The sequence below is a fragment of the Aquamicrobium sp. LC103 genome, from assembly GCF_001014615.2.
In the GTDB taxonomy this organism is placed as follows: Bacteria; Pseudomonadota; Alphaproteobacteria; order Rhizobiales; family Rhizobiaceae; genus LBCQ02.
Window position 1 is genome coordinate 291,637 of sequence record NZ_LBCQ02000005.1, and the last position, 16,054, is coordinate 307,690.

Genomic DNA, 16,054 nt, shown 5'->3' on the forward strand with positions numbered 1-16,054 from the left:
GAGGTTTCCGTGCGTATTGCGGGTTATTCCGGCTTCGGGATGCCGAATCCGGTCGGATCGTTCGGAGCGGCGCCGCTTTCGAACTGCTGCCAGGCGTTGATGGACAGGTAAGGAGTGGACGCTTTCACGGCTTCGTCGCCATAGGTCGCGTTGAACAGCGCGCCGCGTTCGGCGGCATGCTTCTTGAGGACTTCATTGTCCTTGATCTGCTCCGCCCAGACCTTGTCCATGGCGTCGAGCACCTCCTGCGGCGTATCGGCCGGCAAGTAGATACCGAAATAGTTCGGCGCGCTCTTGATTTCAGGCAGCCATTCGGTGACCGGCGGGACCGTGCCGAAGCCTTCGAGTTCCAGCGGCTGGTCGGCGATGACCGCTAGCGGGCGCAGGCGGCCGGCGCGGATCATGTCGACCTGCTCGGTGGCCGTCGCGGCAGTGAATTGGGTCTCGCCGGATACGGTGGAGATCACCGCCGGGTTGCCGCCCTCATAGACGATCTGTCGGTAGTTGATCTTTGTCGCCTTCTCCAGGGTCTGCATGCTGATGGCTGTCGCCGAGGACAGGCCGCCCGAGGAGACGGTGATTGGCGTGCTCGACGTCTTCAGCGCTTCCAGAAGCTGGCCGAAATCCTGCCATTCGCTGTTGACCGGCACGGAGATGAGGCCGGGATTTGCTACATGAAGATAAAGGCGCCAGTCCGAAAGCTGCGCGTCGAGCGTGCCGAATACCGGGTAGGCACCAAGATCTGCCACAGCACCGGCGGCGATGGTCAGCCCGTCATGGGCGGCTTCCCACGCGGCTCGCGTGCCGACCGAGCCGGACGCGCCAGGCTGGTTGAGAATCACGAAATTCTGGCCGAAGGCCTTGGTCAGTTCGCCCGCGACGATACGGGTGACCGTATCCGTCGAACCACCTGCCGCCCACGGTACGATGATGGTGACCGGTTCGCTCGGCTTCCACTCCTGTGCGGATGCCGAAAATGAAACCGTCAAAGCCGCGGCCATCGCCGCATATGCAAGTTTTCTGATGCCCATTGCTGTTCCCCTAACTAACCAAATGGTTAGATAATCAGATGCTGGAATGCGTTGCCTGTCAAGAGACGCTTGTGGCAAGTTTGCGCGGTTTTTCCACCGTCCACGAAAGCTGATGGCCAATGCACCAGACTTGCCGGCGCGGGGCACCCTGCTAGGCATTGGAGGTGTGGCGATCGGTCGGATACCGGATTCCGGGTGATTGGCAGCGATCGCCCGTAGATTCAACCGACGCCTTGACGCCGTCGGTTGAGGAAGGGTGCGGTCGGGTTGGCGGTTCAGCGAGTGCTTGTGACGGCGTCGAGCGCGTCCGACATGATCTCCAGTCCGCGATCGATCTCCGCATCCGAGACCGTCAGGGGAGGTGCGATCCGGAACACGCCCCCCATGCCGGGGAGCTTGACGATGTTCATGCTGAGCCCGCGGCGCATGGCCTCCTCCATGATCCGGGCACCGAGCTCGAAGCCGGGCGCCTTCGTCCGGCGGTCCATGACGATCTCCAGCCCGAGAAGGAGGCCGCGCCCCCGCACGTCTCCGACGCACTCGAACCTCTGCTTCAGGGCGAGCAGGCCATTGTGGAGTCTCTCGCCGCGGGTGACCGCCTGCTCGATCAGTTTCTCACGATCGACGACATCGAGGACCGTGACGCCGACCGCCGCCGGCAGCGGATCGGAGACGTGGGTTGTGTAGAAAAGAAACCCCCTCTCGAAGGCCTTCTGCTCGATCTCAGCCGAGGTCATGACGGCGGCAAGCGGCAGCCCGGCGCCCAGGGTCTTCGACAGGGTGAGAATGTCAGGCGTTACGCGATCGCGCTGGAAAGCGAACATATGCCCGGTTCGTCCAATCCCGGTCTGGGCCTCGTCGAGGATCAACAGCATGCCCCGCTCTTCGCACTTGTGCTTCAGCGCCGCGAGATAACCGGGCGGGAGTTCGAGAATGCCGCCGCTCGACAGGATCGGCTCGGCGATGAACGCCGCGAGATTGCCCGTCGACTGCCGATCGATCAGCGAGAAGGCATCGTCGAGTTCGGCCTGCCAGTCGTTGGAGCCGTCGGGACGGGTGAAGCGCGGGCGGTAGGAGTTGGGCGCGGGGATGACGAGCGAGCCGGCGGCGGCTGGCCCGTAACCTCTCCTGCCGGCGCTGTATGTCGCCGAAGCCGCTGCTCCCGTCATGCCGTGCCAGCTCTGCGCGAAGGCTACGACCTCGTGGCCGCCGGTCACCAGCTTCGCCATGCGGATCGCCGCTTCGTTCGATTCGGCTCCCGTCGTGAGGAGCTGTACGCGGTCGAGACCGGGTGCCAGCGCGGCGAGGCGCGCGGCCAGATCGACGACCGGGCGGGACAGCATCCCGCTGAAAAGGTGGGCGACCGAGCGCATTTGTCGTTCGATGGTCGCGACGATATCGGGATGAGTGTGGCCGAGAACGGCGCTCATCTGGCCGGAAGTGAAATCGAGGATTCCGCGGCCGTCCGCATCGTAAACGAAGCTGCCCTCGGCCCTCTCGACAATGATCGATTCAAAGTCGGGTCCGTAGCGTGTCAGATGCTTGCGGGCGGACGCCCAGAATGCGGGATCGGCATTCAGCGACATTGGATCACCTCGGCTATGGCCGTTTCTCAATGGCTAGCGGCACTTGCCTTGTCAGGCAAATTGATATTGTTTCATTCGGATATCAATTGGCTTGATGAGTATGGGGCTTCTCGATCTCGCACTGCTGAAAAACTTCGCGGTCGTTGCGCGCACGGGCTCGATCAGCCTTGCATCGCTGCAGATCGGGCGCACGCAATCGGCGTTGAGCATGCAGATGCGCCGTCTCGAGGATCAGGTCGGCCAGGCGCTCCTGCACAGGATCGGATCGGGCGTGCGGCTCACGGCTGCCGGCGAGAAGCTTCTGGGGCACGCTGAGGCCCTCCTGGCCAGGCATGACGAGATCCTGACCGAAATGAGTGGAACGACGCTCAAGGGCTCGATAAGTCTGGGCTGTCCGGAAGACTATTCGATTGCGTTTCTTCCGGATCTGCTCAAAGGCTTTTGCGCGCAGCATCCCGACGTCGAGCTGCGCATGGTCTGCGCGCCCACCTCCGAATTGCGCCCGCTGCTTCACCGGCGGCAGATAGACATGGCGCTCGTTTCGCTCTCCGACCCCGAAAACGGCGACGTCATTCGCCACGAACGCTTCGTTTGGGTGGCCAATTCAATGGAACCGGATATTCTGGACCAGGCCAGCCTCCCGCTCGCGCTTTCCGCGCCGATAACGCTCGATTATCGGGCCGCCTGCGACGCCATGGAAGCTGTCGGCCGTCGATACAGGGTGGCCTTTGCCAGCAACAGCCTCGCCGGCCTCATCGCGATCGCTCGCTCCGGTCATGCAATCAGCGTTCTCACCCGATCGGCCGTCCCGCCGGACCTCCACATCGTTTCGGCGGGATTGCCGCCGCTTCCCACGATCGGCATCGCCTTGGAATTCGCCGAACCGCGGCCATCGTCCGCCGCGAGGGCTTTGGGCGACCATATCCGCGCGGTGCTGCCCACCTTGCAGCGCTCCGATCCTCATTCAGATCACGCCGCCAAGGGTCCGAGATTCCGCCGGATGTGATCGGACAATGGCAACGCCCGAACGCGCCGGCGCCGCCGCTATGGACGGCACCGGCGTAGGTCACCGCCTTGCGCCTTTCCTATCTCAGATGGCCGTCACCGCCGCGATCGGCGGTGGCGAAGTCCGCCATGACCTGGTTCATGAATTCGTCGCGGCTGACGCGTCCGTCCCCGTTCGCATCCATCGACGCAAACTGAGCGGCGGTCGTTATTTGCGACAGTTCGTTCTGGCCGAGGAAGCCGTCGCCATTGGCGTCGAGCTTTGCGAATGCCGCAGTCATGAAGGCTTGGTACTCTGCCCGACTGACGCCGCCGTCCTTGTTCGTGTCGATCTGGTCGAGATGGCCTTCGTGGATGGCCGGAGCCTGCTGAGCAGCGGCCAGACCCGTGCCGAAAACGATGCCGCATGCGGCCGCCATAATCATCTTGCGCATGAAAAAACTCCTCTCTTAGCGACACGCCAGACGATTGCCGAGATAACCGCCGCCGCCAATTCCGGCGGCCGTCGCGAGAACTGCTCCGCTTCCCGCACCGATCGTGCTGCCGATCAAGCCGCCGACGATTGCGCCGCCAACTGTGCCCGCTATGCAGCCGAATTCATGATTGCGTGCCTGTACCTGTGGGTTTGAACTGGACTGGCAGCCTGCGATCAACATGGTTGCCGCGGCAATCGTGACCAACCGTCGTCTAATCATATCGTCTCCTCGTAACTGTGTGGGCTTCGTGCCGGCTGAAGAAAGGATCATAGAAACCAACCTGTTTTAGGCGGCGGAGTAAATATAATGGCATTTTTTTGATACATGGATAGTTTTTGATAAAATAAAGGCTGAATCAAGTCAAAAATACGCCAGTATGGCGGAGTGATGAGAAAATCGCGAAAGATCGAGTGGCAGCGCCTGTATTATATTAGGATTATATTGAACATGGGCTGGGGAACGACGGTTGAAATTCGATGCCGGTTGTTGAATCATGTGTTGAGTAAGCTGAGGCCGGGGCCATTAGAAATTTCTCACATATGCCCACGAACAAGCAAAGCATGCGATGCTCGGATCTGTCCGGTCCGGTACGTAATCTGTTGAGCAGCATCCCCGACGAGTGGGACCGAAAATCATAGGTGCAAGCGGAGCGGTAGTCCGCACGCAGACCGGACCGAATTCGATTCAACGCGCATTCACATATGGCGCTGGTGATGCTGAGGAAGGAAAACTGATCATGCGTAAGCCCAATCGGACGTTTCTTGCAACCTTGATAATTGCCTTCGCGGGGATCACGACTGCGGGGGCGCAGACGGTCAGCGAAATGAATAAAACCTTGGACGATCTGTTCGGGGCTCATGCGCCGTATGTGAAGTTTTTCGACACGTTGAAAAAGGCTGCTGCTGCCGATGACAAGCAGGCGGTCGCCTCCATGGTCGATTATCCGTTTCAGGCACGCATCAACGACAAGGCCATGAAGATCAGGGATGAAAAGCATTTTGTCGCCGACTACGACAAGATCGTCACCCGCAAGGTCAAGAATGCCATTGCCAAGCAGACCTATCCGAACCTGTTCGCCAATTGGCAGGGGGTGATGATCGGCGATGGCGAGGTCTGGTTCTCCGGCATAGGGGACAGCGACACCGTGCGGATAACCGCCATCAACGACTGATCGACCAACCGCCGCGTCTTTTGACGACGCAGCCTCATAAGGAGAGTAGATGCTGCATCGCTATCTTGCAGCCGGAATGGACTTGGCTTTGCAAATTTTTCGGATCATGGACCTGCCGAGGACGGCGGCAATATGGATGTGCTTCGCTATCGGTGTCCTGGCGCCGCACGGTGCCCTCGCGCAGGCCGCAACCGATCCATCGACGCACGTCGTCAATGTCGGCGTTTATGTCAGCCCACCATTCGTCGTTGCTGGGGAGGGCACCTATGACGGTATGGCCATTGATCTGTGGGAGGCCGTCGCGGGGAATCTGGATCTCGCAACTCGGTACGTGGCTTACCCTACTTTCCGCGATCTCGTCGACGCGACGCGCAACGGCGAGGTCGACGCGGCCGTCACCAACCTGACGATCACACGCCATCGTGCCGAGGTTCTATCCTTCACGCAGCCCTGGTACGACGCAGGATTGCGGATCATGGTGTCCGACGAAGGCTCCGGCGGTTTCTGGAGCGTCATATTGGGCCTTGGAGATGCCGGGCACCTGCGCGCCTATGCCTGGCTTCTGGCGGTCATCGCGACTGCGACCGTCGGATTCGCGCTGTTCGACCGGAAATTCGATCCTGACTTTCCCAGACGCTGGCGCGATGGGATAGCTGAGAGTTTCTATCACGTCATTTCAATCGCAACCGCCGGCCGCACTGCCCGCAAAAACCTGTTCGGCTGGATGGGTCGGATCTGGCAAGCTGCCTGGATGGTCGTCGGGGTTGGCGTGATCGCCTACGTGACATCGTCGGTGACGAGCGTCATGACGACGGTCTCTCTCGAAAGGGGCGTTCACTCGCTCGCCGACCTGCCGGGCAAGACCGTCGGCGTATTCACGGGAAGCGTTGCCGAAACTTTCGTTGGCGATCTCGGCATCGCATCGCAATCATATCCGGATATCGATGCCGCGGCATCGGCCATACAGGACGGTGAAATCGATGCGATTGTCGGCGATGCTCCCATTCTGGAGCACTTCGCTCACAGTCAGCCGCAAAGCAATCTTACTGTCGTCGGCAACATCTTCCACCCGGACAAATACGGCTTTGCCTTCCCTCACGACAGCGAGCTGACGCGGCCTGTCACCCTGCAGATACTCGAACTGATCGAAGCCGGGGTCGTCGAGGACCTGCGGAGCAAGTATTTCGGAAGCGGGTCGTGAGAGCGCGAGGATGGAACGCGGTCGCAAGAATGCCGCCGGGAAGGAAGGGACTGTCGTCGCATGAGGCAGTCGTGGTCCGGCTCGGACCGAGGCATCTCGGCGGCTATGCGGCGGTCGGCGTGTCGTTGAGACGCTCGTTGGTGAAGGCGAGTTCCTCCTCGAATGCGGCAAGGAAGACATTCGTGAAGTCCCGCAGCGCTGGAGACCTTTCCACCCTGCGCGGATAGACGATCGACAGGCCGTACCGGATTGTCGGCACGAACTTGCGGACGACAACCTTGTTCTGATCCGCGAGAGCTACCGCCAGCGGATCCACGAGCCCGATGCCGATGCCGCTGTTGACGTATCGCGCCACCGTCGAGGAGAACAGGCTCTCGACCCGGACACGTGGGTGCGAATTGGCCAGTTGGAACAGCGCATTGAGTTCGAGCCGCATCAGCGAGCTCTGCCCGAGTCCGATGAAGTCCTGACCATCAAGATCGGCAGGGCCGATCACATGCTTGGCGGCAAGCGGATGCCGGCGTGGAACGAGACAGACGGCTTCGGATACCGGCAGATCCTCGTGGATGAGGTCGTTTCGTCCCGGAGGAATGGCCACGAAGCCGATATCGACACTGCCGTTCACCACCAGATCGATGATGTCGAGCGACGCGCCGCTATGGATCGAAATCGCCATGCTCGGATAGTCGCGCAGGAAACGCTCCACCGTCCTGGGTATGCAGGAGGTGGACAGCGCCAGGATGGAAGCGACGCGCAGTTGTCCGCCATTGAACTCCCGGATCGCGTCGGCCGACTCCCGGATGCGCTCGGTGCTCACGAAATGGCGCTCCACTTCGCGGTAAAGTTCCTTTCCCTCGCGCGTGGGGATTATATGCGTGCCCTCGCGCAGGAACAGCGTCAGCTTCAGTTCCGCCTCCAGTTCGCGGATCAGGCGCGTGACGGCCGGCTGGGAAATGGACAGCAAGCGCCCACCCCCGGTCATGCTGCCCGTCAGCATCACCGCGCGAAAGGCTTCCAGTTGGCGGACATTCAGCGGTCTGGGAATAAGGTGCATTCCATACTATGAGCCGAGAAGCGGCAAGGCCGCAACGGCCATGAGAACGAACGGCGGATTCCTCCGTCAGGAATCCGCCGCGGGAGCATTCGCTGCCGACTGCTCAGTTGGTGACGTCGATCTTCAGCTTCTCGACGAGATCGGTGTAGAGCTTGACCTCGGATTCCAGCATCTCGCCGGCTTCGTCCGGAGAGTTTCCAACGACATCCGCGCCCATGGTCTCGAACCGGGCTTTCACCTCGGGCTTGTCCAGGATTGCCACGATCTCCTTGTTCAGGCGATCGACGATCTCCGGAGGGGTGCCTTTCGGCGCAAGTACCATGCCCCAGGAATTGGCGACGAAACCCTCGATGCCTGCCTCGGCTACCGTCGGCACATCCGGATATTGTGGGGATCGCGCCGGACCGCCGGCCGCGATCAGCTTCACCTGGCCGCTCTTGATGTGGCCGCTGACGGCCGGCAGCGTGTCGAAGCCCATATGCACCACACCGCTCATGAGGTCAGGCATGGAATCGCCGCTTCCCTTGTAGGGAACGTGGATCATGTCGATGCCCGCCGCGTCGGCAAACCAGGCGCCGAACAGGTGCGAATTGCTGCCCGGCCCGGCGGACTTGTAGGCGAGCTCGCCCGGATGTTCCTTCGCATAGGCGATGAACTCCTCGACCGTGTCAGCTTCCAGGGTCGGCGAGGTGACCATGGCCATCTGGGTGATCGCCGTCGTGGTAACGGGCGTGAAGTCGCTTACGGGATCATAGGGAAGCGGCTTGATGAGTGCGGGAGAAAGCGCATGGGAGGCCACCACGACGCCGATCGTGTAGCCGTCGGGCGGCGATTTCGCGAGGGCGTCGATGCCGATGACGCCGTTGGCGCCGGCGCGGTTCTCGACGGTCACCGGTTGGCCGATCGCCGGCGCGAGATTGTCGCCTATCAGCCGCGCGGTTATATCGCCCTGGCCACCAGGTGCGTAGGGCACGATGATGCGGATGGCGCGGGACGGATAGCTTTCCTGTGCCTGCGACGCGGAACCCATCAATGCCACGAGGCCGAGCGACGCGGCGCAAGCGCCGAGAAATCCTTTCATTGCACCTGCTCCTTCATCTTGCCGTGCGAAAGGCCACGGTCTGGGGTGGCGATGTTGAGCCTCAGCATGTCGCGCAGAAGCTGGACGATGGACATCGAGCTTTCGCCCACGGTGCCGTCGACGATGAAGCGCGACGTGCAGTAGCGCATTTCCCAGCCGCCGGCGTCGAGACAGGCCTCCAGAATCCTGCGCTCCATCTCGGGGGTTTGGATCAGTTCCTGGTCCTTCAGGAAGAAGGCGACCATGGCGGCGATGCCATAAGCGCCCCAGTTGGAGATCGAAGCCGGCAGGAATACATCGGTGTCGATCACGGTGATGACGCCCGTGCCACCCGGATATTGGCATTCGCGTCCGTAGGGGTGGAAATCACGCATGAAGTCGTAGATGCGGCCGAAGCCGATCTCGTTGCCGTTGTCGCCGATGCCGATGGTCAGGATCTTGTTCTTCTTTGCCTCGATGAAGAGGTGACCGAGATCGACGCAGTTCTTGGGAACGCCGGTCGAGCCATGCACGATGCCCTGGTCATTGGGGCCGAGCCTTTCGATCGAAATCACTGCCGCCGGCCGATATTCGTCGATGACCTGTCTGGCCCATTCGGCGGCCTTTTCGCGGTCGGTCGGAGCGGTAATGAGCGCGCCGCCCATCCGACGATTTTTGGCGAGCTCGAAATCGCGCACCATGACGGCGGCAGCCTTTGCCGACGCGACGACGGGAGGAGCGTGGCATTCCTCGGTCACGAAGACCGGGATCGCCTTCAATCCCCAATAGATGACGCGCGCCAGGGCCGCGGCGCCGGGAGGACCGTCGCTCTCGCCATTCGGCACCTCGGGATAATATCCCGCGCCGGTGACGATGAAGACGACATCGCCCGGCTTGACGGTTTCGACCAGTGCCTCGGCGGCGCGGGCGCTGATGGGACGACCGCCTCCTTCTTCACGCGCCGCGTCGTAGATCTGCTTCACGATACCGTAGTTCATGCCACGGTTTCTCATTTCGACAGTCACGAGCCTGTCGACGTATTCGCCCATAATGTCTGGCATAGTTAACCTCAGAATGATGTCGGGAGCGGCAGAAGCGGGTCTGCCGGCGTCATGCGGATTTGGCGAAAGCTTCAGTCTTCGACGAAAACCTCCTTTCGTTTCCTGCGCACGAACGGCGAGACGATCGTGATGAGCAAAAGCACCGTGAGGAGAAGCATCGCGGCGGAAAGGGGGCGCGTGACGAAAACGCTGGGGTCGCCGCGTGAGAGCAGCATGGCGCGGCGGAGATATTCCTCCATCATCGGGCCGAGGATGAAGCCGAGCAGAAGCGGGGCAGGTTCGCACCTCAGCCGGTTGAAGAGGTAGCCGACCAAGGCGAAGCCCGCGCCCATATAGATTGCGGATATGCGGTTTTCGACGGTGTAGAGCCCGATCATCGAGAAGATGATGATGGCGGGGTAGAGCAGAGAATAGGGTATCTGCAGGAACCTGACCCAGATGCCGATCAGCGGCAGGTTGATGATCACCAGCATCAGGTTGCCGATCCACATGGAGGCCACCAGACCCCAGAAAAGGTCGGCATTGGCTGTCATCACCTGCGGGCCGGGCACGATGTCGTGGATCATCATGGCGCCGATCATCATCGCCATGACGCCATTGCCGGGAATGCCGAGCGTAAGCATCGGGATGAAGGAGGATTGCGCGCCCGCATTGTTCGCCGCTTCCGGCGCCGCGACCCCTTCCGGCGCGCCCTTGCCGAATCTTTCGGGCGTCTTGGAGATCTTCTTCTCGATCATGTAGGAGGCGAAGGATGACAGCGTGGCGCCTCCGCCGGGAAGCAGGCCGAGGAAGGAACCCAACGCCGTGCCGCGCAGAACGGGCTTCCAGGACCGCCGGAATTCCTCGCGGCTTGGCCACAGCCCTCCCACCTTCTCGGTCACCAACTGGCGCTTTTCCTTGCCGGCGGCGTTGGCGATGATGTCGCTGAAGGCGAACAGGCCCATGGCGAGCGCCACGAATTCCAATCCGTCGACAAGTTCGAAGGAACCGAAGGTGAAGCGCTGCACGCCGCTGGTGACGTCGGTTCCGACAGTGCCGAGCAAGAGCCCGACCAGGATCATCGCGATCGCCTTCAGCAATCCGCCGGAGGCCAGCATGACGGCCGCGACGAGCCCAAGAACCATCAGCGAGAAATACTCGGCAGGGCCAAACGACATGGCAAGCCGCGACAGGTAGGGTGAAAAACCCGCGATAAGCAACGTGCCGACGGTGCCCGCGAAAAAGCTGCCAAGCGCCGCTATCGCCAGGGCGGAACCCGCGCGACCCTTGAGAGCCATCTGATGTCCGTCGAGGCAGGTGACCACCGAACCGGATTCGCCCGGCAGGTTGACGAGGATTGCTGTCGTCGAGCCCCCATACTGTGCACCGTAGTAGATGCCGGAAAGCATGATCAATGCGGAAACGGGCTCGAGCGAATAGGTCATCGGCAGCAGCATGGCGATGGTCGCCAGCGGCCCCAGACCAGGCAATACGCCGATGGCGGTGCCAAGCAGCACGCCGATGAAGCAGAACATGATGTTCTGCAGCGTCAGTGCCGTGTCGAAGCCGGAAGCCAGATGCGAGAGCATATCCATCAACGGGCTCCCGGGTAGAGCGGCAATTGGATGCCGAGCGCGGCGACGAACACGAGATAGGTGAACGCCGTCAACAGCGCGGCCATCAAAAGGACCGGCAGAAAGCGCGCGCGGTCGGCGGCGAAGCTGGCGATGATGACGGTGGCCGGCACCGCGACGATCACGCCCAGCGAGGTCAAGGTCGCGCCGCCCACGATGAGCGCAAGCGTGATCAGGACGACGCTTTTGAAATTGAAGGCTAGAACGGCCTCACCCGCGGAGGCTCGTGATTTCAATGTCAGCGCCAGACCAATAACGGAAAGAATAATTCCAACGAAAAATGGAAATGCCCCGGGTCCAAGTCTGGAAAGGGAACCGAGAGAATATGTATAGGCATATATAGAGAAGAAAGATCCAATTGTTAAGAAGACTATTCCACTTACAAAATCCGACGACTTCTCAGTCGTCGGACGACTTACGTTTTCCTTCATCCCATGTTCCCCTGGAATCGCGATAGCAGTTTGTCGCTATCTGGATTTTTGTTGCGGTGATTTCAGCCGCCGGTGCGGCTCCGGTCAAATACAAAATCAGCATGCTATAATGTGCTGGTGTTATGCTTGATGTCGGCATCCGAATGCCGATCGGGGCCGCTGTCGGTCCGCCAGGAGGAAACGGACCGGCGCCGGTCCGCGGGGAGGGGCCCTCATCTGAAACGAGCCATTGAGGTTGCGCTTTGAACCGCGGTGGGGGACGCAGATCGCCGCTGGTCGCGCATGGAATGATTGAAGTCCGGGCGCGAAAAGAACGTTTCGGCTGTCGCGCGGCGCTGCCGCAACGACGCGATCCCGCGACCTGCTCTACTCGGCTGTATTGCTCTTCTGGAATGGCCCGGATGAATCTGCAAGTAGTTCGATCAAACGCCTGAGGAGTTCCGATCGAGCGGCAAGACAGCCGATTTCGAGATACTCGCCCCGGGTGTGAGGGCCCTTGCCGGCTACCCCGAGGCCGTCGAGGGTAGGCACGCCCAGCGCGCCAGTGAAATTGCCGTCGCTGCCGCCTCCGGAAACGCGTCCCTTCAGTTCCAGCCCCAATTCCGCACCGATAATCCTCGCCTGATCGAACATCCACATCGTTCCCGTCGAAGGAAGAAAGAGCGGGCGCTGCGGACCGGTCGCCACCTCGATTTCGACGTCGGTCGACCAGCGCGGCACGGCGCTCATGACGTCGTGGACGTAGGCGAGGTTGGCTTCGCTGTCCGCGACCGCCAACACGTCCGCTGAACAATGAAGCGGTACGACATTGACGAACTCGCCTCCTTGAACGACGCCGACATTGAACGATACGAGCCGACGCATGTCGGTAAGGTCCTCGAGCCTCTCGATGATGTTCGCCATCGCCCGGATCGCGCTTCGGCCAGCGACATTGTCTGCACCGGCATGAGCGGACTGGCCGTGTGTCGTGAGCCTGAACCGTGCGAATGCAAAGCGGCCGATCACGACGTGGCCTTCACGCACCGGTTCAGGGACGAGAACGAAATCGTGAGCTTGGGCTTCCGCCTCGATCAGGCCGCGACTGAAGGGGCTGCCAATTTCCTCGTCGGTGTTCAGCAGGACGGTTATCGGCACTTCGGGCATTTGCTGCGAACGCGACAATCTTTCAAGCGCGTCCACGGCCAAATATACACCGCCCTTCATGTCCATGACGCCAGGACCGTAGAGTCGATCTCCCTCCACGTGCAGCGGCATCGGCCCATCTATGCTGCCCATGGGATGCACGGTGTCTAGGTGGCCCAGAACAAGAATGCGCGGGCCGCCTTGCGCATTGGCGTTGAAGCGGGCGACGAGTGGCCGCGCACAGCCACTCCCGAGATCCGGTCGTTCGCAGGAGGCTCCGATCGATTCCAGATGCACGGCGACGTGGCCGACAAGGCCATCCACCTGATCCGGCCTGTTGGACGGGCTCTCCATCGCCGCCCAGCGCTGGATGCCTTGCAGTATTCGTTGGGTTGTCTCGTACGAATTGTACATTGAGCGCCTCGAATAATGCGGTCAGGGTTTCGCTTCGATCCGGCTGCCGTGGTCGGCGTCGAAGAGATGGATTTCCGACGGCGAGACGGTCATCGTGATCTTCTCGCCGGGGGTTGCCGGCGTGCGGCTTCTCAACAATACGACGAGTGGCTGGCCCGCAACGCGCACCAGCAGTTGAGTGTCCGGCCCGGTCGGCTCGACGACCTCGATCATGCCGCTAAACCCTTCGGTCGCCGGCACGATCGATTCCGGGCGTGCGCCCCAAAGAACAGTTCGGCCTTCGTGACCGCCAACCGCTTCGCCTCCAGGCAGAACCGAGCCGTCGTCGGTGACGACGGAGCCGCCTCGAATATGCCCCTTGATGAAGTTCATTGACGGAGAGCCGAGAAACCCGCCGACGAAGGCGTTCGCCGGGCGGTCGTAGAGGTCGAGCGGCGCGCCCTCCTGCTCGATCCTGCCGCTGTGCATGACGACAATGCGGTCCGCCAGCGTCATCGCCTCGATCTGGTCGTGAGTGACGTAGATCATCGTATTGCCCAGACGTTGGTGCAGGGCCTTGATCTCGGTCCGCATCTGCACCCGCAATTTGGCGTCGAGGTTTGACAGTGGCTCGTCGAACAGGAAGAGCTTTGGATCGCGCACGATCGCACGACCGGTCGCGACGCGCTGGCGCTGGCCGCCGGACAATTGTCCCGGGTAACGATCAAGCAGCGTGTCCAGCCCGAGAACGTCCGCCGCCTCGGTTACCTTCCGCTCGATCTCGGCCTTCTCGGCTCCCCGAAGCTTGAGCGAGAAGCCCATATTGGATCGGACGGTCATATGTGGATAAAGCGCGTAATTCTGGAACACCATGGCGACGTCGCGTTCCTTGGGAGGAAGCGCGGTCACGTCTCGACCGCCGATGACGAGCCGACCCGAAGTCGCAACTTCAAGGCCGGCGATCAGGCGGAGAAGCGTTGATTTTCCGCAGCCCGAGGGTCCAACCAGGGCCACGAACTCGCCGTCACCGACGTCAAGGTCGATACCGCGCAATATCTCCGTTTCGCCAAAGGATTTGCGGAGGTTCTCAATGTTCATCGTGGACATGGGTGGATTCCGTGGGACGTTTGATCGGTCACTTGATCCCGCCCGAGATAAGAGTTCGGACATAAAAGCGCTGAACCAGCAGGAACGGGATCGTGCCGAGCAGGATGGCGAGGTTCGTGGAGGCGAAGAGGCCGCCCCAGTCGCTCTGCTCGAAATTGATGTTGCGGGCGATTGCCACCTGGACGACGGCATAGTCGGGATTGCTCGCGGCCACCACCGGCCAGAAGAATGAATCCCACTGTGAAAGAAACAGCATGAGCCCTGACGTGGCGATCGTGGGCCAGGACAGCGGCATGGCGATGCGGGTGAAGATATAGAGCCACGACGCGCCGTCGACCCGTGCGGCCTCGTAGAAATCGCGTGGTATGGAGGCAAAAAACTGCCGGAACAGGAAGATCACCATGCCGTTGGCGATTTCCGGCACGATCAGGGCCTGATAGCTGTTGGCCCATCCGAAGGCGCGGATCATGACGTAAAGCGGCAGCACGATCGCCTCGAAGGGCATCATGAAGCTCGCGATCACCAACAGGAACAAAAGGTTCTTGCCCCGAAAGTCGAAGGCTGCGAAGGCGAAACCCGCGAGCGCATTCACGACGATGCCGAAGATCACCGTGGTAACGGCGACGAAGGTGGAGTTCTTAACCGCCAGCGGAAAATCGCTCGCCCAAAGCGCGCGATAGTTGTCAAATGTCAGCCGCGAGGGAAAGAAGGTGCTCCAGCCGAATTCCGATACCGGCTGGAATATCTCGCTTTGTGGACGGAGCGATGCAAGCGCCAGCCAGGCAAGCGGACACACCACGATGAAGGCGAGGATCGACAGCAGCCCGTAACGCAACATCAGTGCATGCGGGTTCTTGAACTGGGCTTCCATCAAGCGCGTTCCTCGGGTGATCGCAGGAGCCGGAACTCCAGGACGACGATGACGAGGATGATGCCGAGAAGGATCGTCGAAATCGCGAGGGAGCGTCCGATGTCGGAAAAGGTGAAGGCGGAGCGATAGGCTTCGAACATCAACAATGACGTCGCTCCGCCGGGACCTCCGGAGGTGAGGATGTAAACCGGCGCAAAGAACAAGAAATTGATCGCCGTGTCGGCCACCAGCACGAATGCCATCGGCTTGCGCATCAAGGGAAGCGTGACGTATCGGAAGCGTTGCCACGCGGAGGCGCCGTCAATGGTCGCGGCTTCGTAGACGGTGGAGGGGATCGAATAGAGCCCGGCGAGCAGGAACAGCATCCAGTAGCCGGCTCCCTTCCAGGTGGCGATGCCGATCAGTGTATAGAGTGCCTGGTCCTGGCCGCGGTGGAAGGGCTGGGCGCCGACGCCGATCCACTCCAGAAAGCCGTTCAACGGTCCGAGATTGCCATCGAGAAAGAGGCCGAAGAGAACCGCGCTTATGCCGGTGGAAACCGCCATGGGCAAGACCAGGAGAGTGCGGTAGAGCCATAGGCCCGGCAGCGGCCGGAACACCAGCATGGCGAGCGCGAAGGCGACGGCAAGCTGAAGCGGGTTGATGATGACGTTGAAGAAGAGGGTGATCTTCAAGGATGACCAGAATTGCGGGTCGGTCAGGAGGTACTCGAAATTTTCGGCGCCAACGAAACGCAGGTCGCCCATGAGCGACACGCCGGTCAAACTCCCGCCAACGGCAACCCCGATGGGAACGAGCCGGAAGATTAGGAGGCCGGCAAGCGCCGGCGCGAGAAACAAAAACGGGGTCCAGCGGGAGGACATCATGGGCTC

16 protein-coding genes are annotated in these 16,054 nt (G+C 61.1%); 3 read left to right on the forward strand and 13 right to left on the reverse strand.

All coding sequences use genetic code 11. The annotated features are described in order from the left end of the window. Nucleotides 1-23 precede the first annotated feature (23 nt). Nucleotides 24-1,151: a tripartite tricarboxylate transporter substrate binding protein gene (locus XW59_RS11985; protein WP_170990134.1), complete on the reverse strand. Its 1,128-nt coding sequence runs from the start codon at nucleotides 1,149-1,151 to the stop codon at nucleotides 24-26. 155 nt (nucleotides 1,152-1,306) lie between these two features. Beyond that, nucleotides 1,307-2,617, reverse strand: coding sequence for an aspartate aminotransferase family protein (locus tag XW59_RS11990; protein ID WP_047145085.1), 1,311 nt, complete (start codon nucleotides 2,615-2,617; stop codon nucleotides 1,307-1,309). Between the two features lie 100 nt (nucleotides 2,618-2,717). On the opposite strand from XW59_RS11990, the gene XW59_RS11995 reads away from it, so the two are divergent. Continuing rightward, on the forward strand, nucleotides 2,718-3,623 hold the full coding sequence (locus XW59_RS11995) for a LysR substrate-binding domain-containing protein (protein WP_047145084.1): 906 nt from the start codon (nucleotides 2,718-2,720) through the stop codon (nucleotides 3,621-3,623). Between the two features lie 79 nt (nucleotides 3,624-3,702). Here the strand turns inward: XW59_RS11995 and XW59_RS29855 are convergent, their stop codons facing one another. After that, nucleotides 3,703-4,056: an EF-hand domain-containing protein gene (locus XW59_RS29855; protein ID WP_047145083.1), complete on the reverse strand. Its 354-nt coding sequence runs from the start codon at nucleotides 4,054-4,056 to the stop codon at nucleotides 3,703-3,705. Between the two features lie 15 nt (nucleotides 4,057-4,071). After that, the gene (locus tag XW59_RS12005) at nucleotides 4,072-4,278 is read right to left on the reverse strand and encodes a hypothetical protein (RefSeq protein ID WP_246666081.1); all 207 of its coding nucleotides are present in this window, start codon (nucleotides 4,276-4,278) and stop codon (nucleotides 4,072-4,074) included. 556 nt (nucleotides 4,279-4,834) lie between these two features. Here XW59_RS12005 and XW59_RS12010 point away from each other — a divergent pair. Beyond that, the gene (locus XW59_RS12010) at nucleotides 4,835-5,269 is read left to right on the forward strand and encodes a hypothetical protein (protein ID WP_047145082.1); all 435 of its coding nucleotides are present in this window, start codon (nucleotides 4,835-4,837) and stop codon (nucleotides 5,267-5,269) included. Nucleotides 5,270-5,318: 49 nt separating this feature from the next. After that, nucleotides 5,319-6,470 (forward strand): transporter substrate-binding domain-containing protein, encoded by a 1,152-nt coding sequence (locus XW59_RS12015; protein ID WP_246666073.1) that lies wholly within the window; start codon nucleotides 5,319-5,321, stop codon nucleotides 6,468-6,470. 103 nt (nucleotides 6,471-6,573) lie between these two features. Here XW59_RS12015 and XW59_RS12020 read toward each other — a convergent pair whose 3' ends face one another. The 9 genes from XW59_RS12020 to XW59_RS12060 all read right to left on the reverse strand — a co-directional run bounded on the left by XW59_RS12020 (nucleotide 6,574) and on the right by XW59_RS12060 (nucleotide 16,048). Continuing rightward, nucleotides 6,574-7,524, reverse strand: coding sequence for a LysR substrate-binding domain-containing protein (locus XW59_RS12020; protein ID WP_082137524.1), 951 nt, complete (start codon nucleotides 7,522-7,524; stop codon nucleotides 6,574-6,576). A gap of 103 nt (nucleotides 7,525-7,627) precedes the next feature. Then, the gene (locus XW59_RS12025; RefSeq protein WP_047145081.1) at nucleotides 7,628-8,605 is read right to left on the reverse strand and encodes a tripartite tricarboxylate transporter substrate binding protein; all 978 of its coding nucleotides are present in this window, start codon (nucleotides 8,603-8,605) and stop codon (nucleotides 7,628-7,630) included. After that, complete coding sequence (locus XW59_RS12030) at nucleotides 8,602-9,582, reverse strand: glutamate cyclase domain-containing protein (RefSeq protein ID WP_246666075.1); 981 nt, start codon at nucleotides 9,580-9,582, stop codon at nucleotides 8,602-8,604. The genes XW59_RS12025 and XW59_RS12030 overlap by 4 nt, the downstream gene beginning before the upstream one ends. Nucleotides 9,583-9,716: 134 nt before the next feature. After that, nucleotides 9,717-11,219, reverse strand: coding sequence for a tripartite tricarboxylate transporter permease (locus XW59_RS12035; protein WP_047145079.1), 1,503 nt, complete (start codon nucleotides 11,217-11,219; stop codon nucleotides 9,717-9,719). Next, nucleotides 11,219-11,689, reverse strand: a complete 471-nt coding sequence (locus XW59_RS12040) for a tripartite tricarboxylate transporter TctB family protein (protein WP_047145078.1) — start codon at nucleotides 11,687-11,689, stop codon at nucleotides 11,219-11,221. Before XW59_RS12040 ends, XW59_RS12035 begins: the two co-directional genes overlap by 1 nt. A 366-nt stretch (nucleotides 11,690-12,055) precedes the next feature. Beyond that, nucleotides 12,056-13,225: a M20 family metallopeptidase gene (locus XW59_RS12045; RefSeq protein WP_047145077.1), complete on the reverse strand. Its 1,170-nt coding sequence runs from the start codon at nucleotides 13,223-13,225 to the stop codon at nucleotides 12,056-12,058. Nucleotides 13,226-13,246: 21 nt separating this feature from the next. Beyond that, a complete protein-coding gene (ugpC, locus tag XW59_RS12050) occupies nucleotides 13,247-14,311 on the reverse strand; it encodes a sn-glycerol-3-phosphate ABC transporter ATP-binding protein UgpC (protein ID WP_047145076.1) in 1,065 nt (354 codons plus the stop codon). 28 nt (nucleotides 14,312-14,339) lie between these two features. After that, nucleotides 14,340-15,182: a carbohydrate ABC transporter permease gene (locus XW59_RS12055; protein WP_047145075.1), complete on the reverse strand. Its 843-nt coding sequence runs from the start codon at nucleotides 15,180-15,182 to the stop codon at nucleotides 14,340-14,342. Beyond that, on the reverse strand, nucleotides 15,182-16,048 hold the full coding sequence (locus XW59_RS12060; protein ID WP_047145074.1) for a sugar ABC transporter permease: 867 nt from the start codon (nucleotides 16,046-16,048) through the stop codon (nucleotides 15,182-15,184). The genes XW59_RS12055 and XW59_RS12060 overlap by 1 nt, the downstream gene beginning before the upstream one ends. Between the last annotated feature and the right edge of the window lie 6 nt (nucleotides 16,049-16,054).